At 60.2% G+C, this 19,351-nt stretch carries 15 protein-coding genes and 1 pseudogene; 5 read left to right on the top strand and 11 right to left on the bottom strand.

Annotation, left to right across the window (positions count from 1 at the left end):
* Positions 1-23: 23 nt before the first annotated feature.
* Both AB4N84_RS24020 and AB4N84_RS24015 read right to left on the bottom strand, forming a co-directional pair.
* Positions 24-908 carry a helix-turn-helix domain-containing protein gene (locus tag AB4N84_RS24020; RefSeq protein ID WP_460043529.1) on the bottom strand — a complete coding sequence of 295 codons (885 nt, stop codon included), beginning with the start codon at positions 906-908 and terminating at the stop codon, positions 24-26.
* 84 nt (positions 909-992) lie between these two features.
* The gene (locus tag AB4N84_RS24015) at positions 993-1,940 is read right to left on the bottom strand and encodes an MBL fold metallo-hydrolase (protein WP_460047115.1); all 948 of its coding nucleotides are present in this window, start codon (positions 1,938-1,940) and stop codon (positions 993-995) included.
* Positions 1,941-2,247: 307 nt separating this feature from the next.
* Between AB4N84_RS24015 and AB4N84_RS24010 the strand changes: the two genes are divergently transcribed.
* Entirely contained in the window at positions 2,248-3,678 is a 1,431-nt protein-coding gene (locus AB4N84_RS24010; RefSeq protein WP_460043528.1) for a cyclic nucleotide-binding domain-containing protein, read from the top strand.
* Between the two features lie 216 nt (positions 3,679-3,894).
* On the opposite strand, the gene AB4N84_RS24005 is transcribed toward AB4N84_RS24010, so the two are convergent.
* The 3 genes from AB4N84_RS24005 to AB4N84_RS23995 all read right to left on the bottom strand — a co-directional run bounded on the left by AB4N84_RS24005 (position 3,895) and on the right by AB4N84_RS23995 (position 7,410).
* Complete coding sequence (locus AB4N84_RS24005; protein ID WP_346831109.1) at positions 3,895-4,368, bottom strand: Dps family protein; 474 nt, start codon at positions 4,366-4,368, stop codon at positions 3,895-3,897.
* A 101-nt stretch (positions 4,369-4,469) separates the two neighbouring features.
* Positions 4,470-5,966 (bottom strand): sigma-54-dependent transcriptional regulator, encoded by a 1,497-nt coding sequence (locus tag AB4N84_RS24000; RefSeq protein ID WP_460043527.1) that lies wholly within the window; start codon positions 5,964-5,966, stop codon positions 4,470-4,472.
* Entirely contained in the window at positions 5,941-7,410 is a 1,470-nt protein-coding gene (locus AB4N84_RS23995; protein WP_460043526.1) for a sensor histidine kinase, read from the bottom strand. Before AB4N84_RS23995 ends, AB4N84_RS24000 begins: the two co-directional genes overlap by 26 nt.
* A 478-nt stretch (positions 7,411-7,888) precedes the next feature.
* Here AB4N84_RS23995 and AB4N84_RS23990 point away from each other — a divergent pair, with 478 nt between their 5' ends.
* From AB4N84_RS23990 to AB4N84_RS23975, 4 genes are all read left to right on the top strand, one after another.
* Positions 7,889-9,247, top strand: a complete 1,359-nt coding sequence (locus AB4N84_RS23990) for a hypothetical protein (RefSeq protein WP_460043524.1) — start codon at positions 7,889-7,891, stop codon at positions 9,245-9,247.
* Positions 9,248-9,283: 36 nt separating this feature from the next.
* Positions 9,284-11,524 (top strand): Ig-like domain-containing protein, encoded by a 2,241-nt coding sequence (locus AB4N84_RS23985; RefSeq protein ID WP_460043522.1) that lies wholly within the window; start codon positions 9,284-9,286, stop codon positions 11,522-11,524.
* A 79-nt stretch (positions 11,525-11,603) separates the two neighbouring features.
* Positions 11,604-12,098, top strand: a complete 495-nt coding sequence (locus tag AB4N84_RS23980; RefSeq protein ID WP_460043521.1) for a curlin — start codon at positions 11,604-11,606, stop codon at positions 12,096-12,098.
* A gap of 43 nt (positions 12,099-12,141) precedes the next feature.
* Positions 12,142-13,587, top strand: a complete 1,446-nt coding sequence (locus tag AB4N84_RS23975) for a curlin (RefSeq protein ID WP_460043520.1) — start codon at positions 12,142-12,144, stop codon at positions 13,585-13,587.
* 2,561 nt (positions 13,588-16,148) lie between these two features.
* On the opposite strand, the gene AB4N84_RS23970 is transcribed toward AB4N84_RS23975, so the two are convergent.
* From AB4N84_RS23970 to AB4N84_RS23945, 6 genes and pseudogenes are all read right to left on the bottom strand, one after another.
* Positions 16,149-17,030, bottom strand: a complete 882-nt coding sequence (locus AB4N84_RS23970) for a CsgG/HfaB family protein (protein WP_074750143.1) — start codon at positions 17,028-17,030, stop codon at positions 16,149-16,151.
* Positions 17,031-17,062: 32 nt separating this feature from the next.
* Positions 17,063-17,476, bottom strand: coding sequence for a curli assembly protein CsgF (locus AB4N84_RS23965; protein ID WP_460043518.1), 414 nt, complete (start codon positions 17,474-17,476; stop codon positions 17,063-17,065).
* A complete protein-coding gene (gene csgE / locus AB4N84_RS23960; protein ID WP_074750139.1) occupies positions 17,473-17,907 on the bottom strand; it encodes a curli production assembly/transport protein CsgE in 435 nt (144 codons plus the stop codon). Before csgE ends, AB4N84_RS23965 begins: the two co-directional genes overlap by 4 nt.
* Entirely contained in the window at positions 17,904-18,518 is a 615-nt protein-coding gene (locus AB4N84_RS23955; protein WP_460043517.1) for a type II secretion system protein, read from the bottom strand. Before AB4N84_RS23955 ends, csgE begins: the two co-directional genes overlap by 4 nt.
* On the bottom strand, positions 18,493-18,867 hold the full coding sequence (locus AB4N84_RS23950) for a type II secretion system protein (protein ID WP_074750135.1): 375 nt from the start codon (positions 18,865-18,867) through the stop codon (positions 18,493-18,495). Before AB4N84_RS23950 ends, AB4N84_RS23955 begins: the two co-directional genes overlap by 26 nt.
* A 3-nt stretch (positions 18,868-18,870) precedes the next feature.
* Positions 18,871-19,349 (bottom strand): annotated as a pseudogene (locus AB4N84_RS23945) (type II secretion system protein).
* Between the last annotated feature and the right edge of the window lie 2 nt (positions 19,350-19,351).

Raw genomic sequence — 19,351 nt, 5'->3', positions numbered from 1 at the left:
CGGCTCGGCTTGTACCGCTGTGCTCATTCCTGTGCCTGACTCAAGAAAAACCCCATTGCTCGTTGCCGATTGCGCCAGGCGCTGGGGGTTTCACCGGTCAGACGCGTAAACACCCGGGTCAAGTGCGGCTGATCGGCAAAACCGCAGTCCTGGGCGATCTGCGCCATGGGGATAGGCGGCACGGCGCGCAATAATTCCCTCGCTCGCTCGACGCGCATTTTCAGCAGCCAGGCATGAGGCGCGATACCTGTGGCCTGTTTGAAGGCCCGGGAAAAGTGGCTGCGGGTCAATGCGCATTCCTGGGCAATGCGCTCGACCGATAACTCGCCATCCAGTTGACTGGCGATCATGTCCTTGGCGATAGCCAACTGAACCGAAGTCAGTGCCGCGTGAGGCTTGCCGGACAGCGGTGCCACTCGCCCGTAACGGTCGATCGCATGGCTGCACATCGCCAATAAAAGATGATCGAGAAACAGCCGGTTAGCCGTCTCGGGTTGCTGTAAGGCGGGCAACATCGCCTGGGCCAAGTGATACAGCACGGCATCCTGGGCACCGCCCTGATCGTACCGAAAGACGCCCATTTTCTTGGCGCCACGCTCGGCCTGCAGCTCGTCCAGTGTCTGGCGGGAGATCGTCAGTCGAAGGTTGTCGTAAGGCGAGCGGTGCTGGCAGCGAAGCTCGTTACCCATGAAGGGCAAGGACACGCTGCCCGCACGATAGCCGCCTGAATAATTAAGGCGTCGACCGTGCCACAAGCGATGGGCGGCGAAATCCTGCAGTTGGACGATGATCGAGAAGGCATCGAGACAGGGTATATCGATGACTTTTTCAGGATCGGGCGTCATCTGACGGATGCGCACGGCGGTGAATCTGTCGTGGCTCAGCTGTGTGATCAGGGGCGCATTCAAGGATGCCTCCTCGTCTGGAATCCTGTTTGATAGGGTCAGCCAACCGACCACTCCCTGTATATGGACGGCTGGCTTGCGGCAATGTTAGTCCACCAGCGGCACGTGCGCTGCACGCTGGTACGGACCGTACTCAACGGGCACCCACTGGAAATGCTTGCCAACGGTTTCGATGTGGCCGGTGCCAGGGAACGGCAGATGGGCGGCCGCGACCCAGACTTTGCGCTTGGCCGCATCGCTGAACACGGCATCGCGACTGGCGATCGCGTTTTTGCTGTTTTCATCGAAGGCGATGCTGACCTCCGGGTGTTCGAACTGCACAGCGAGGTTATGCACCAGGTCGCCGATGAACACGATGCTTTGTCCGTTAGAGGTGAACTGATAGGTCGTGCTGCCTGGCGTGTGCCCCGCCTCCAGCGTGGTATGCACTTCAGCGACCGGCGACTGACCCGGATTAAAGGTTTTGAAGCGGCCGGCCGCGACGTAAGGTGCTGTCGAATCCTGGGCGATCTTGAAATACGCCTTGGCTTGTTCCGGCACGCGGTTCAGTGCGGTGGGGTCCAGCCAGTAATCGGCTTCGGGCTTGGCGGCATAGACCGTGGCATTGGCAAATACCGGCTGCTTGTTGGCGTCGACCAGGCCGCACACGTGATCCAGGTGCAGGTGCGTCAGCAGGATGGTATCGACCTGATCCGGCTGATACCCGGCGGCCTTGATGTTCTGCGGCAGCATGCCGGCGGTTTCGCCGATGCACTGCCCGGCGCCGGTGTCGACCAGGATCAGGTTTTTCCCCGTGTTGATCAGAAAGGCATTGAACGCGGTCTGTACACCGGGGGTTTCGATGGCATGCCGGGCCAGGAGCGCACGAATCTCTTCGGGCTTCATGCCTTTGAGCAATTTGGGTGACAGGTCGTTGTAGCCATCGAACAGCGCGGTGACTTCGTAATCGCCCACGGCAAGGCGGAAGTAACCCGGCACCTGGGTTTTCTGCTGGGCAGGGGGTTGAGCAGCGGCAAACGGGATGGACAAGGCCATACCCAGTCCCGCAATGATGGCCAGAGGAAACAGGGAAGCGCGCATGGGAAGCCTCAATCGATGTGTGTAGAGGCGCTCGATGGTGAGGCTCGCGTCCGCCGCGCGATTGAAGCAATGTGCTTGTTTTCCGACCGCGCCGCGCGCTCGGCCCTCCTTGCGCCCGCATGAACGCGTTTGAAGGACGTCAAGCTGACCACAGACTTTCGGCGGTGCCCCAAGCACCATCGGTTATAGACATCCCGCCACCTCTGTCCCTACCATCCGCGCGTGCCACAGCGACCTGCAACTTTCTAGCGGATATCCCTCAATGTCTACAGCCGTCCCCCATTACTCGCTCGCCTGGAGCCTGCTTCTGCTGTTGGCCGACGTGATCGCCTGGCATCTCCTCGCCGAGCGCAACCGCCTGGCGCGGATTGCCACCCGCCTGGTGGGATTCGTGGCCTACAGCCTGGTGATCATCAATGCCGGCGTCAGCCCGTTGGAAGCGCCGGCCTGGCCGGACGACAGCGCGCTTCAGTTCGGCGCGACGGCGCTGGCGATTGTCTGGTGGATGTACGCGGCCCGTACATTGACCGTGTTGCTGGGGCTGTTGCTGACCGGGCGCGTCGGCCACAGCGGGCGACTGTTGCAGGAGGTCATCGGCGCCGTGATCTTCCTGATCGCCATCGTTGCGGCCGCCGGTTATGTGTTGCAGTTGCCGGTGAAGGGGTTGCTCGCGACCTCTGGCGCCATGGCGATCATCGTCGGCCTCGCGTTGCAGAGCACGTTAAGCGACGTGTTCTCCGGGATCATCCTCAACACCACCAAGCCCTATCAGGTGGATGACTCGATCGCCATCGACGGCATGGAAGGCAAGGTCATGGACATTGACTGGCGCGCCACGCACCTGCTGACCGGGGTCGGCACGATGGTGGTGATTCCCAACTCGGTGGCGGCCAAGGCGAAAATCGTGAATTTGAGCCGACCGGTCAATATTCATGGGGTATCGATCAACATCATGATGTCGCCCCACATCCGCCCGCGTCGGGTACTCGATGCGCTTGAGCGTGCGTTGCAAGGTTGCAGCGCGCTGTTACCGACACCCCGCCCCCGCGCGGTTGTCAAAGACACCAGCCCTACGACCATTGAATACTCCGTCACCGGTTTCATCAGCGACCTGGCGAACAAAAGCGACGTGCGCAATTTGCTGTTCGACCTGGCGTATCGTCACCTGGAAGCTGCCGGTATTGCCTGGCAGTCGGAAACCACGGCCGAAGCCGTGTCGCGACCAAGGGCCTTACTGGACGAAGTGAAGGTCTTCCGCACCAGCACAGCCGATGAGAAAGCGCAGTTGGCGCAGACCATGGTGGCGCGCGAATACGCGACCGGACAGACCATCGTCGAACTGGGGGACATCACCGACGGGCTGTTGGTCATCGCCACCGGCGTGGTCTCCGCCAACGTTCCGGATGGCAGCAACATGGTTGAAGTCGGGCGCATGGGACCGGGTGAAGTGATGGGCGAACAGAGCGTGCTCACCGACACGCCGTCGGAGGCCCGCTTCATCGCCCTCACCTCCTGTGTCGTCTACCGCATCGACAAAGCCGCCACCCGCCAATGCATGGAACACCGCGCCGACATCACCACCGCGCTGAACAAACTCCAGGCCATTCGTCAGCAAAGCACCCAGCATGTGCTGCTGCGCAAACCGGTTGCGATCAAGAAAAACAATTTCCTGGGCTGGTTGCAGAAGCGTTGATCAACAGGTTCGATGCCTGCTCCAGGTTTCGTCTGCGCTGCGATACCTGTGGGAGACGTCCGAGGTTACGAGGGTATGGGCCGCAATTCGGACGAATGCGGCGTGTCAGCCGAATTGATGTTGCAGACCCACCGAATTCGCCAGCAAGCTGGCCCACCGATCTGAGGTGCACCACAGATCCGGTAGGCGCGGGGGCCGGTTGAAGCGCTTCTCAGATCATTCGTCTTCCAGCAGCGAGCGCAACATCCAGGCGGCTTTTTCGTGCACCTGCATACGCTGGGTCAGCAGGTCGGCCGTGGGTTCGTCGCTGACTTTCTCCAGCAGCGGGAACAGTCCGCGCGCGGTTCGGGTCACGGCTTCCTGGCCTTCCACGAGCTGTTTGATCATGTCGGTTGCAGCGGGCACACCCGGTTCTTCCTTGATCGACGACAGGCGTGCGTAGGTGGAGTAAGTGCCAGGGGCCGGAAAGCCCAGCGCCCGGATCCGTTCGGCAATGGCGTCAACGGCGGTGGCGAGTTCCGTGTATTGCTCTTCGAACAGCAGGTGCAGAGTACGGAACATCGGACCTGTGACGTTCCAGTGGAAGTTGTGGGTTTTGAGGTACAGCACGTAGGTGTCGGAGATCAGCCGCGACAACCCCTCGACGATCTCTGCGCGATCCTGTTCGTTGATGCCGATTTCAATAGCCATGTGTTGCTCCCTAATGGTCTGTTTTCTCGTGATGGGACCATTGTAGGGAGCCGTTCACCGGGCCGGAAATCAGCCGTGGCAATCGCGGCCATCGACAATCGCTATGACTGCGTGCGGTCTGGCCGGGTGAGTCCGAGCTTGTCGATGCGGTAACGCAGCATGTCGCGGGTCAGCCCCAGCAGACGTGCCGATTTGGTGACGTTCCAGTCGGTCTTGTCGAGCACCTTGCGCACCATTTCGTTTTCCACTTCAGGCAAGTTCATGTTGCCCATGCCCTCGTCTGCCGAGGGCGAGTGAGGGTGCGGTTGATAGGGTGACTGCGACTGCGTCTGACCTTGCAGATGCGAGTGTGCCGGAGGAGTGAACTGCTGCATGAACCCGTGAGGCGTCATCGGCTCATCCATCAGGCTCATGCATAACCCCAACTGATGAGGGGCGATGCAGCTGTTCTGGGTCAGCAGGACGGTCTGCTCCAGCATGTTGCGCAGTTCGCGGACGTTCCCCGGCCAGCTGTAACTGCGCAGCAGGTTTTCGGACTCGACGCTGAAATACAGGTCTGTCTTGCCATAGCGCTTGCCGTGCAACTGCAGGAAATGCCGCGCCAGGCGGATGACATCGTCGCCCCGTGCCTGCAGGCGTGGCACCTTGATGGAGATGATGCGCAGGCGGAAAAACAGATCACGGCGGAATTTACCCTGCTGCACCATCTGTTCGAGGTTGCAGTTCGTCGCGCTGATGATCCGCAGGTCCACCTTGCGCTCCTTCACCGACCCGATCCTGCGCACCGTCCGGTCTTCGAGCAATTTGAGCAACTTGGCCTGCAGCAACAGGTCCATTTCCCCCACTTCGTCGAGGAACAGCGTGCCGCCGTCCGCGGCTTCCACCAGGCCCGTGCGGCGGTCCTTGGCGTCGGTAAAGGCGCCTTTCTCATGACCGAACAGCTCGGCTTCGATCAAATGCGCCGGAATCGACGCACAGTTGAACTCCACGAACGGTCCTTTGGCACGAGGCCCGTCGAAATGCAGGGCCCGGGCAATCAGCTCCTTGCCGGTGCCGGTGTCGCCCTCGACGAGCACCGGTGGCAGGTCGCTGCTGGTCATGCGCCGCTCGGCGTCGAGCAACTGGGTGACCACGCCCTTGACGTGCATCATGGCCGGTGAGTCGCCGATCAAGGCTTGCAGGCCGGAATGCTTGGCGTCCCGGTCCTGATAGAAGGACAGCGTTCGCTCCAGACGCTCTGCCGCCAGCGCCTTGTCCAGCAGCAGCTTCAGTTCAGGCAGCGCGACCGGTTTGGTCAGGTAATGAAACGCGCCCTCTTTCATCGCCGTGACCGCGTCTTCGATGTTGCCGTAGCCGGTCATCATGATGAGTTTGAGGTCTGGCGCGCTTTCTTTGAGCGCATTGATCAACTCATGGCCGCTCATGCCCGGCAAGGAGTTGTCGGTCAGCACGACGTCAGGGCGCCAGTTCTGCAGCAGTTTCAGCGCGTCTTCGGCCGAATGACACACCCTGGCCTCGAAATCCCTGCGTTCCAGATAGGTCTGAATGTTGCTGGCCAGGAGCTCGTCATCTTCAACCACCAGTATGCTGTGTTCCATCGAGTCTCCCTCCTGCCGCAATTTTGAAGGTCAGTTTCACACGGGTGCCTTCCTGTTCACGGCTGGTCAACGAGACCTTGCCGGAAAACCGCTCCATGATCCGCTTGACCAGAACCAGCCCTACACCGAGCCCTCCCTGCTTGGTCGTAAAGAACGGTTTGAACACCATCGCCTCTTGCTGCCGGGACATGCCCTTGCCATTGTCAGAAACGGTCAGGTAAACCCGGCCTCTGGCCGGCTCGGAAACGACGTCGATCTTCAACTTGCCGTCCGTGGTCATGGCTTCCAGTGCGTTGGCCATCAAGCTATTCAGGATCTGTGCCAACAAGATTCGCTGACTGATGACCAGAGGGACTTCGACCGGATTGAACGCCACGTCGATATTGGCGCGACGAATCTGCTGCTCGTACGACTGCAGCACATCCTGCATGCACGACACCACATCCACCGCCTCGGACTCGCCGCTGATGGGGCGCAGCGAGAGCAGCAGTTCGCGCACCCATTTCGACATGCGGTCCACTTGGTTAATGATGTCGTTAATGTTCTTCTGCGCGGCCGGATCGACCACTTCCAGCGCCAGCTCGGCGCTGGACCGGATCGTCGCCAGCGGATTGCGCAGGCTGTGCGCCACAGCCGAAGACATCTCGCCCAAGGCGGCGAATTTCTCGCTGTTGATCAGCTGCCGTTGCTGGAACTCCAGAAGCCGGGATGCCCGACGTACGATCCAGAACAGGCCCAGATAAATAAGCAGGCCGCCGATACCGGTCGAGACCCAGATCACTACATAACCGCGCTGGATGCTGGCGATCAGATCCTTGGGCTCCTTATAGATCTCGACGATCGCCAACACGTCTTTCTCTTCGGCATCGAACAACGGAACGTAATTCTCGATGAACAGGTAATCCGGCGGGTTCAGGAACTTCTGTTCGTTCTGATGGTGCTGAGTTTCATGATGCGCGCTGCCCGTGCGCTGCCGAGAGCGGAATGCAGCCTCCAAGTCGTCATTGCCCAGAATGGCCTTGCCGATCAGTGCAGGGTTGGTTGACCAGATAATGACCCTGTCCTGAGCGTAGACGTTGACCAACAAGGCATCGGGCAGCGACGAAATATGGTCAAGGAATTCGTCACGCGATCGGCGGCGAAGCTCTTGATCGACATCGGCAAGCGGTAAATCACGTCGGATGTCCAGCAGTTCGGCCATGGTTCGGCTATAGGGAATCTGGGCGTGACGGATTTCGGCGGAGGCAATGGCGTGGACGAATTGTGAGGTCAGCAGTGAGTCTCGCTGGACCGCTTCGCTGACGACGAAACGGGTGGAAATCAGCCCTAATCCAATGGCTACCGAGGCGATGACCAACAAGCTGACAATTGAAAACCAGCGCAGCAGGTTAAAGCGAGGCCGTGGTTTTTTTTCGAGTTCTTTGATGCTGGCTTGAGTCAGCATTTCAGTGCGCCCTATAGATCCCATGACAGCCGTCCTGGTCACTTTTTAAAGTCGGTATAGCGTAAGGCGTTGCTTTGCGATAGCTGATTTTTAGCGGCTTCCATGGCAATTGATATCATCATGACAGCATTTCGAATGACCGTTCGGCGCTTAGTCCCTGATAGCCAAGGCACTTTTCAAAAAAGCACTGAACTTTTTTTAATACTCGCCGTCCGTCCGACTTTCTTAACAGCTTTCCCGGGGCTCTTCCCCAGCGGTTCCCCAACAGTGGGGAGAGCGCCCCACTCCCCGTAGTGTTTCACCTGCGCAACGCTGCGTCCCACTCTCGGGACCTGAACCGCCCGCCCCTCTAGATCAAGGCTTGCAGGCGACTTTCAGCATTCTGGTACAGATGTTGCGCTGCCCCTCCCAGCCTCCTGGAACCGACGCCTTCGTCCGACTCACGCCAGAGGCAGGTTCATTGCGAGAGGGAAGACAAATGCCCAGCAAATTGACCCCCGCCGTAACGTTGCTGTCATTGATCGCAGCGATTCACGGTTCCGCCCAGGCCGCGTTGTTCGCGGTCGATCAGGGCCCCTACAGTCCGCAAAACGGTAACTTCGCCCAGTGGTATCAGGACACGCATGGAAGAACGATGGACTTGTGTCTTAGCAAGGCATTGAGCTCTCGCGTTCCCTCCGTGCCGGGCACTCCATCGTACATGTGCGTACTCAACCCCAATCCCGGAATATTCGACGATACCCAGCCGGTGGTATTCCCCAGCAACTTCCCCGATGAAGCGTTCTGGTTTACGGCAGATGCAGCGATCACCGACGTGGCAACCGGGATTGATCTGGGATACGTCGCTGCAGTGGAAGCAGCGTTCTCAGCTGAAGACCCTGTCGAAGGGGATCAAGTCAGCTTTGCCCGAATACGCATCCGGGTCGATGTGCCGGTCGCCGGTACTTACACCGTCACTCACCCGTACGGCGTGGATGTCTTCAACATCGACACCCCGGGGCGTCGCGCCATCAACATGACCCGCGACATCGGCATCGGCGAACCAAAAACTTACACCGGCGCACTGGGCGGTGACATCGGCCCGTTCCTGCGCAGCGTCAACGGTCCGTACACCGAGACCAACCCCGTGACCGGGGGGCAGGAAAGCTTCGTAGGCGACCCCAACCTCAATGAGGCGGTAACCGGCAGTCCATTCAACACCAACTTTGTCCGCGTGGAAGGCCCCAACGGCATCGACGTGCGAACCACGGCATTTGCGATCTCCGGAAAACTCTCCACGGTCAATCGTCCTACGCCAATGATCGTCCAGCGCGCAACGTACTCGCGCAGGACTGGCGGCCCCGGCAACACCGGTGTAACGGCACAACAGGACGTGTTTGCCTTGGCCCCGCCACAACCGGGAACGGCTAAATTCGTCGACACTGCAAACAGCGACGTGGCCATGACCGAAGCCAACGGCACCGGCAGTTGGTACGGTCAGTCCACGGCCAACCCGACCTTGCCGGCCAACCTCAGTCTGACAGCTGATAACAGTGCCGCCATTCCTCAGAGCACTCCGACCACCCTGCCTCGCGCACTGGTGGACGTGGTGACCATCGAAAACGCCACTTACAGCATGTCCTCCGGTCAGATCAGCCTCGCCGCCAGCACCAGCGATGCCGCCTCACCCGGAACCCTGACCGCGGTCGGTAGTAGCGGCGGGACGATTGGCACCCTCAATGGTGACGGTCCCACAAAGACCTTGACGACCGGCGTTTCGCCGATTCCACCAGCCAAAGTGCAGGTGATTTCAGCCAATGGCGGCAGCGATACCGAAGAAGTGGTGATCGTTCCCTGATCGCTCCCACTTTTTGCACTCGAATCTGGAGGCAACATGAACAATTGGCCAAGTCTGATTTTCAGCGCCGTGGGTCTGATCGCAGCCAGTGAGGCAGCCTATGCTGGTCTCACAGCGGTTGACCCGGGACCTTACACCGCCGCCACCGGGCATTTCCCGCTGTGGTACAAGGACCAGAATGAATTGTCGCTGGAGCTGTGTCAGTCCAGAGCCGTCAGTGCCCGGGTCGCTCCGACGGTGCCACCTTCCTATATGTGTTTGCTCAACGCTTCGCCGGGCGTTTACGACGATGCGCTGCCCATGGTGTTCCCGGATAACTTCCCTGACGAAGCATTCTGGTTCACCGCCGAGACGGCCATCCCTGCTGTTGGCAACAGTGGGTATGAGCTGGAGGTCTATGTAGCAGCCCTTGAAGCTGCCTTTGCCGCCGAAGTACCACGCGAAGGCGACCAGCAAAGCTTCGCGAGGATTCGAATCCGCGCGGCGGTTCCCACCGCAGGCACCTACACCGTTACTCACCCTTATGGCGTGGATACCTTTGTCGTGCCTGCCGGCAGTACCGGTCGCAGGGCGATCAACATCACCCGCGATATCGGCATAGGCTCGCCAGGCAACTTCAACGGTGCCCTCAGTGGGGCCATCGGACCGTTCTTGCGCAGCCTGAACGGCCCATACACCGCGATTAACCCTGACACGGGAATCACCGAGACCTTCATCGGTGACCCTAATGTCGCCGAGCCCGTCACCGGCAGCCCGAACGGTACCAACTTCGTGCGCATCCAGGGCCCCGCAGGCACGATAGAGTCCAATCTGTTCAACGTCTCCGGCAAAGTGCTGGACGCTCGCGTGCAGACACCGGTGTCAGTCAACCGTAGCACTTACAGCCGCAATGCCTCGGGGACAAGGATCGAGCTGTTCGCCTCTTCACCTAACTCCTCAAGTCTGTGCTACCGCGAAACCCTGGCGTTAGTGCCGGGCACCCCGCCCTCCGCCTGCCAGTTCAATCTGCAGACCGACAACAACGGCCACTTCTTCAGTCAGCGCCCGGCGACCGCTGCGCTGCCACCGTTCGTTGTGTTGACCGCTAGCAGCCAGACCAACACCACCAAGCCGACCCCGGTCTCGGCCAAGCTGTTGGACGTGGTGAAAATCCGCACTGCCCGCTACTCGTGGGACAACCAAACACTGGTGCTGGAGGCCACGTCTAGCGACGAAACCTCTCCACCGGATCTGGTTGCTCAGGGTTACGGACGTCTGGCGAAATCCGGACTTGTCCAGCAATTGAGCGTCCCCGACCTCACCCAGCCACCGGCTTACGTGACCATCAAATCCGCTGCGGGAGGATCGGATACCGAGCCAGTCAGCGTCGTCGGCACCGCGCCCAACACCGGCGCCAATCAGCCTCCTGTGGTGGTCAACGACACCGGCAGCACTGGTTTCGGCGTCCCTGTGACGCTTTCTGTACTGACCAACGACAGCGACCCGGATGGCGACGTTCCGCTGACCATCAGCGACTTGACCCAACCGGCCAATGGCCTTGGCACCGTGGCCCTCAACGGCACCACCTCGATTGTCTACACACCGCCAGCGGTCGTGAACGCTCCCATCCAGGCGATATTCACCTATAAGGCCGTGGACAAAAAAGGCTTGAAATCGACCAGTGCGGGCACCGTGACTGTCAGCGTCACGCCTAACCGTCCACCGGTTGCCGGTGCCGACACAGGCGCAACGCTGGCGGGCGCTCCCCTGACCCTGAACGTGCTGGCCAACGACACCGATCCGGAAGGCAACACGCCGTTGAGCGTGACCAACCTGACTCAACCCGCCGTTAACCGCGGCACAGTGACCACCAACGGCACCAGCGTGGTGTACACCCCGCCAGCGACCGTCACCGCTCCGTTTACCGCGACATTCACCTATCAGGCGGCGGATTCGTTCGGGGCCCTGTCGACACCGGCCACCGTCAACGTGCAGGTCAGTGCGCCACCGGCCAATCAGGAAACCCTGACCATTACCACCGCAACGGTTCAGGTTCGTACCGGTAACCGATTCAGTTGGGATCTTTCCGGTACCAGCTCGGTGATAACCGGCAACACCATTACCGTCTCGGTCACGACGCCTACGGGCACAGTGGTTCTGGACAGTGTGGCGGTGCCTGTCACAGGGCGCTGGAGGGTTTCGGTGGTCAACGCGATTGCGCCGTCCGGAACCAATCCGACCGCAACAGCCCGTTCCGCGGTCGGGACCGTACGGACACTGCCGATCACCGTTCGTTGATGAAACCGGCCCGCCTGTGTGCAAACGCAGGCGGGCCAACGTCGCTGGCCGCACACGCGGCTTTAGACAGGAGAACACCATGTCAGCCCATCGTTGCCGTTTCCTGTATCGCGCCGCCCTGGTTGTGGCGTTGGGCATGGTTTGCCTGTCAGCGCAGGCGGACGAGTTCACGGGTGGCGACGAGCTGGGCGGTGGTTCTGAACTGGGCGATGCGCCGATCAACTTTCCCGGAAGTTCGATCATCGGACAGCACGCGACGATCCTGCAGCAAGGCTCGTCGAACATCGCCAGCCTGTCGCAAAGCGGCAGCTCGTTGTTGGGCAACATCGTTCAGGTCGGCAGTGCGCAAGAAGCCTACATCCTGCAACAGGGCTCCAATCTTTCGGCGTCCATCAACCAGCAGGGTTATGGCAACCAGGCGGACATCACGCAGACCGGTTCGAACAATCAGGCAGCAATCACGCAGAACGGCGCCAACAACAGCGCCAGCATCAAACAGGCCGGCACAGGGCTGCAGAGCAGCATCAGTCAGTCTGGAAATGGCCAGAGCGTAGAGGTTCGTCAGCTGCATTGACGCGCTCGACACCTCGGCAACCAACCATCAGGAGGTCTACATCATGCTTTTTAAACTCACCCCTGTCGCTGCGGCTGTTCTGGTCATGCTTACCGGACATGCCATGGCGGCCAACAGCCTGTCCACCCAGTACCAGAACGGTACGGGCAACACCGCCGACGTGCAGCAGATAACGGCGGCCCAAGCCAGCGTCCAGCAGGTGCAGATCGGTGACGGCAACGACACCGCCGCCTTCCAGCAGGACACCAATTCACAGATCGATCAGTTGCAAAACGGCAACCAGAACGGCGCTTATGGCGAGCAGCTTCAGGAAGTAGCTAGCAAAATCACCCAGCGCCAGGCCGATCAGCGCAACAACACCCATGCCAGTCAATCATTGGGCAGCGGCAACCAGATCACGACACAACAGTCGGGCAACAACAATATGGTCTTTGCCTATCAGGACAGCCAGATTGGCAGCACCATCACCACGGATCAGGCCGGCAGCGCGAACGACATCGCCGCCGAGCAACTGTTCGGTGGCAGCGGTAACAACTCGCAAATTATCCAGCGAGGCGATGGCAACCAGGCGTACAGCGAACAGGTGGAGCACTACAACGGACAGATCCAGATCAATCAGGATGGCGCGGGCAACTACGCATATGCCGACCAACGCAACGGACTTGGCGGCTCCATCACGGTAGATCAACTGGGCGAGTTCAACACTGCCCAGATGTTTCAGGAAGCCCAGACCAACAGTCACTCGAGCGTCAACCAGACCGGTACCTTCAACGAGGGAGTGGTCGATCAGGTCCAAGGCGCCAACAACCTTGGCGCCATCATCCAGTGGGGGGACCGCAATGCTGCCAGTGTCACGCAGTACTTCGTCAGCAGCAGCAACACCAACGTATCCCAGAATGGTCAGGATAACCTTCACTACAGTTCCCAAGCTGGCGCTGGCCACAACCTGACGGCCGTCGCCACCGGCTCGGGGAACAAGGTTTTCGCCAGCGAGTTCGAACTCACCAGACCCGGCGGGCAGTTCGGCACCGGTCAGACGGCGTTCCTGAACCAGAACGGTCAGCAAAACAGCATCAACCTGACACAGAAAGGCGTCGGCAACCTCAGCAACCTGAAACAGGACGGCGCGCGTAACGATGCGAAGGTGACCCAGAACGACAACTACAACGAGCTGTATTTCGAGCAGAACGGCAGCGACAACATTCTGATTGCCGATCAGCGCGGCGATGGTAACTACGCGACGGGCAACAGCTTCGGGAACGGCAACACGACCGATATCACGCAGTCGGGCAGCGACAACCGTTCGTACACCTATCAGGATGGCGACGCGAACATTGCGACGGTCAAGCAGGCTGACAGCTACAACACGGCGTATGTGAGTCAAACCGGTAATGGGAACACCGCGAACGTGAACCAGAGCGCTACCAATCAGGCGGCGAGTGTGACTCAGGTGGGTTCTGCGAACGTGGCAAGCGTGCGTCAGCAATAGTGGGTTCAGCTGGATTTCGAAGCCGCCGAAAGGCGGCTTTTTGTTTGGTCTCGGTCTGCTGGGCGGACGCCGAAATCTGTAGGAGCAATCGGAGGTTACGACGGTCGCGAATGCGGTCTTCCTGACTGGATTGGGATTGGGATTGGGATTGGGATTGGATTGGATTGGATTGGATTGGATTGGATTGGATTGGGTTGGGTTGGGTTGGGTTGGGTTGGGTGAATATCCATTATTTGCGGTAGGGGCAAATGGTTGGGTTCTGCCTAACCGTAAAGGCAGAAGCGTTACGCCATCATCCTGGCTCCTCCCACAGATCTGAGCTGCACCACCGATCCAGTAGACGCAGAGCGTCAAAACCTGCATGCCCACGCGGAGCGTGGGTACGATCAATATTTCGTCTGCGCTGCGATACCCGTGGGAGACGTCCGAGGTTACGAGGGTATGGGCCGCACTTCGGACGAATTCGGTGGGTCAGCTACAGCGACGGTGAATGACAACCCGCATTCGTCAGCAAGCTGACTCCCACCGATCTGAGGCGGACCGTGTGGGTACTATCAGATCTCCCGAACTTCACGTCTCAGTGTAGGAGCGCGCTTGCTCTGGGCCGCACTCGGACGATCTGCCGGGAACCGGCAGCAAGACCGGTGCATGCGGGGTAGCAGGTAGATTCGAGTCGCCTGGTTTTGCTACCGCTGCGCGGTAGATCGCGGGCAAGCGCGCTCCTACAGGGACCGCGTCAGCGGACGATCTCCCGGGAACCGGCAGCAAGACCTGTGCATGCGGGGTGTCAGGCATCATCGAGTCGTCTGATTTTGCTACCGCTACGCGGTAGATCGCAGGGCAAGCCGCGCTCCTACAGGAACCCCTTCAACCTGATGGTTCTGATCTGAAGCCAACGCTCTTCGGTTTTTTCATTCGGCATCCATCTCCCGAACTCCACGTCTCAGTGTAGGAGCGCGCTTGCCCGCGATCTGCCGGGAACCGGCAGCAAGACCGGTGCATACAGGGTGTCAGGCATCATCGAGTCGTCTGATTTTGCTACCGCTGCGCGGTAGATCGCGGGGCAAGCCGCGCTCCTACAGGAACCCCTTCAACCTGATGGTTCTGATCTGAAGCCAACGCTCTTCGGTTTTTTCATTCGGCATCCATCTCCCGAACTCCACGTCTCAGTGTAGGAGCGCGCTTGCTCTGGGCCGCACTCGGACGATCTCCCGGGAACCGGCAGCAAGACCTGTGCATGCGGGGTGTCAGGCATCATCGAGTCGTCTGATTTTGCTACCGCTACGCGGTAGATCGCGGGGCAAGCCGCGCTCCTACAGGAACCCCTTCAACCTGATGGTTCTGATCTGAAGCCAACGCTCTTCGGTTTTTTCATTCGGCATCCATCTCCCGAACTCCACGTCTCAGTGTAGGAGCGCGCTTGCCCGCGATCTGCCGGGAACCGGCAGCAAGACCGGTGCATACAGGGTGTCAGGCATCATCGAGTCGTCTGATTTTGCTACCGCTACGCGGTAGATCGCGGGGCAAGCCGCGCTCCTACAGGAACCCCTTCAACCTGATGGTTCTGATCTGAAGCCAACGCTCTTCGGTTTTTTCATTCGGCATCCATCTCCCGAACTTCACGTCTCAGTGTAGGAGCACGCTTGCTCTGGGCCGCACTCGGACGATCTGCCGGGAACCGGCAGCAAGACCGGTGCATACGGGGTGCCAGGCATCATCGAGTCGTCTGATTTTGCTACCGCTACGCGGTAGATCGCGGGGCAAGCCGCGCTCCTACAGGAACCCCTTCAACCTGATGGTTCTGATCTGAAGCCAACGCTCTTCGGTTTTTTTATTCGGCATCCATCTCCCGAACTCCACGTCTCAGTGTAGGAGCGCGCTTGCCCGCGATCTGCCGGGAACCGGCAGCAAGACCGGTGCATACGGGGTGCCAGGCATCATCGAGTCGTCTGATTTTGCTACCGCTGCGCGGTAGATCGCGGGGCAAGCCGCGCTCCTACAGGAACCCCTTCAACCTGATGGTTCTGATCTGAAGCCAACGCTCTTCGGTTTTTTCATTCGGCATCCATCTCCCGAACTTCACGTCTCAGTGTAGGAGCACGCTTGCTCTGGGCCGCACTCGGACGATCTGCCGGGAACCGGCAGCAAGACCGGTGCATGCGGGGTAGCAGGTAGATTCGAGTCGCCTGGTTTTGCTACCGCTGCGCGGTAGATCGCGGGCAAGCGCGCTCCTACAGGGACCGCGTCAACCTGGTGTTTCTGTTACTGGTCTGGAGCTAACGCTTTTTGCACATTTCACTCGGGCAGCCATCTCCCGAACTCCACGTCTCAGTGTAGGAGCGTGGCTCGTCCCGCGATCTGCCGGGGACCGGCAGCAAGACCTGTGCATGCGGAGTGTCAGGCAGAATCGAGTCGCCTGATTTTGCTACCGCTGCGCGGTAGATCGCGGGCAAGCGCGCTCCTACAGGGACCGCGTCAACGGACGATCTGCCGGGAACCGGCAGCAAGACCGGTGCATGCGGGATGTTTCGCACCTATCCAATTCACCGAGCGAAGCGCCCTCACTGCCCTTCTTCCGCAGGCTTGTTCTGGCTCAAATACCGGTCCAGTGTCTCATTCGGCTCGCTGGTATCCCCGGCGATCTGCCACATGTGCCGCTCGATCCCCTGCGCCACCAGGTGTCCCACCGCCGCTTCAATCGCCGACAGCACACACAACTGCGCTGGCTCGTTGGTGGTGTAGCCCGCCTCCAGTTCAAGCAGCTTCTTGAACTCCACGAACTTGAACACCCCGGCGTTGTAACTGGTCGAGTAAATGGTCTTGCTGGTCATCACATTCGCCAGCACCTGACCGCTGCGCACGTCGACGGCGCGCAGGTTGATGGTCACCTGATCCACCCGGTACTCCTGAGAGGCACCGATACCCAGATAACGCGCGCCCTCCCCGCCGCTGCGCACATTGGTGTCGTACGCCACGATTCCGCCTTCTAGCATCAGGTTCGCCGCTTGCAAGGGCGGCAGTTCGTTGGGCAGTTGCACGTTCACCGGCGCACCGTTCGGTCCCACCACGGCAGGCGGTTTTTTCTGCGAGGCGCGGATGATCTTGCGTTCGGTCAACAGGTTCTGCAGCCCTTCGCGCTCAAGCACCACGAACCAGCCGCTGGCCTGCATGGCATCCATCAGCATGCTGGCGGCTCCCTGGGTGACGCTGGTGGAGAACGAACTGGCCGGCGTGGGTTTGTACTGCCCGGTCTGGTCACGAAAGCCATAGACCACCGCCACTAGGCGCCCTTTGGGCCGCGGCATGGACAACAGGTCGTAATAAGTCGACGCGCGCGGCGTCAGGGTCGGGGTTTCCTTCGCCTGTTCGGCCGGCATCGGCTCGCGGACGGCGCAGCCTTGAAGGGCTGCGACCAGCATCAGAACGGTGATGCACTTTTTCATGGTCTTTCGCTCCTTTGGAACTTCAGCACCCGTCAGTTGGAGGTGAGTCCGTTGACGTTTACTTCCGAGATTTCGCCCGTGACCCGATCGGTGATCTGGATGCTCAAGGAGCCCGAATCGTCGATGACGTTGACGATAAAGGCATCCGTGGTCAGGCTGCCGCTGTTGCCGTTACGGATATTCGTGAGTACCTGGGACAGCAAGCTTGATTGCAGCTGCTGGCTGAACCGCTCCAGTGCCGTCGTCCCTGCGGTGGTCGATCTCTTCAGGTCCGGGTCCTTATAGTCGTTCTGCGCCTGGGCTTCGTTGAGCAACGTGGGGCCGTTGAGCGGGTTGCCTCCGAAATTCGGGTTCACCGGTGTGTACACCAGTTCGGTGGCCTGACTCAGCACGCTGAATCCAGTCAGGAACAGGCAGGTCGAGACGGCCGTTATTGTTCTGTTCATAGTTCGTCCTTCCCCAGATCAATGTTGTCCTGCAATTGGACTTGCAGCTTGCGTTGAACCACCGCCGCGCGAACGTCGTCGGCGGCTTGCACTGCCAGTTCGCGGGTTTCGGTGGCGTTGGGTGCGATAAAGCGGCGGTACACGATGCGCTGGTCGTACTCGACCCAGATCAGGCTGCCCCAGCGCGGGTCGGGACGTTCACGCACCACGAGGTTGAAATCCAGGCGGCTGGTGGCGCGCAGGCGGTCGGTAAACGCGTTGTAGAAGTTATGGCCGACCAGCGAAATGCAGTCGTCGACGATGAACCCCATCATCTCGTCTTCCTCGTCGGCATGCCCGACGGCAGCCGCCAGGCCGCCGATCAGCAATGCGGCGCACAACCCGATCTCTTTCAGACACAACCCTTTGAGGTGAAGGCCGACTGCGTTCATTGGCTGCCCCCTCCCAACGGTGTGCCCAGGGACGTTCCCAGCGACACACCCGGTCCGTTGCTCGGCGGTGCGCCCACGGTGCCAGGTGCCCCTGCCGGGCGATTGTTCGAGGATTCCAGGAAGGCTTTTTCAGCCACAAAACGCCAGTCGGCATAGCTGGTCATGTCTTCGAATTCCTGCCACTGCGGCGGGAAGTTCGCGGTTTTCAGCGGGGTCTGGCTGGACAGGCTGTAGACACCGGTGATGCGGCCGTCGATAGACTTGGTCAGGCCCCAGTCGTCGCTGCCTGTCATGGGGTCCGGGTACAGGCGACGGATGTGCCGTTGAACCGACGGAAACCGATGGTCTTCGAGGAGTTCATCCAGCGTGGCCGGGTACTGAGACACGCCGGTTCCACTGCGGTAATAGCTGCGCAGCGCCTGGGCGTACTGGGTGCCGACCCAGATCAGTTGCACTTCGCGCTCACGGGCGCCAACGGTGGACCAGACCTGGCCGACGGCTGCCAGCGCCGTGCCCATCAGAACGATCAGCATCATCGCGCTCATGTAGGTGAAGCCTTGCTGGCCTCCCGCAAAAGCGAGCGACTTACCATTGACCGAAGAGACTGCCATCACGCGCCCTCCCGGTGGCCCCGCTCTTGATATCCGCCACCGTACCTGCGACACCTTCCGGTGGCGGGACGATGACCCACATGTCATTGCGCTCGGTGATCGGGTCGGTCGGCAGGCTGCGCAGGTAACGATGAGTGACCATGTCCTCCAGCGAGTCGGGATAATGGCCGGTGTCCCCGTAGTAGTGATCCAGCGCCTCGCGCATCACTGACAGGCTTTGGCGCAGCGCCGTTTCCCGGGAGTTTTCCAGGCTGGAAAAATAGCGCGGTACGGCGATGGTCATCAGCGTGGCGATGATGGCCATGACCACCAGCAACTCAATCAACGTAAACCCCTTGTGCTTTTTCATGGCTCACCACTCCGAATAGGCAATGCCGTTGAGGCCCTTGCCGCGTGTTTTGGAGTAAACGTCGAACACATCTTCACCATCGCGGGGGTTCTGCGCCGGGCTGTCGTAGGAACGCAGGCCCCAGTCGTCCTGCGCTTCACGCTTGGGTTTGCCAAACGGATCGCGCGGAATGCGGCGCAGGAAAAAATCTTCGCGCCCTTGGGGCTGCGCAAGTCCCGCACGCCCTCGACCAACACCTTGAGGTTGGCCGGATACCCGTTGCTGGCCACCGACTTCTCGATCCTTCCCGAGTCGGCCGCACGCTTGTAGGCGTCCAGCGCATCGCGAATCTGGTACAAGGCGGTGCGCAGTTCCTGCTCCTTGCCACGGCGAATCACGGTTTCGGTCAATGGCGCGGCGATGCTCGCCAGCAGACCGACGATGGCCAGGGTCACGACCATCTCGATCAGGGTGAAACCGCGGGTGGCGCGCTGGCGGTTCATGC

This window comes from Pseudomonas sp. S2_H01, assembly GCF_054668305.1.
The sequence above is the reverse complement of the archived record's forward strand: the minus strand, read 5'-3'. Positions and strand labels throughout refer to the sequence as shown.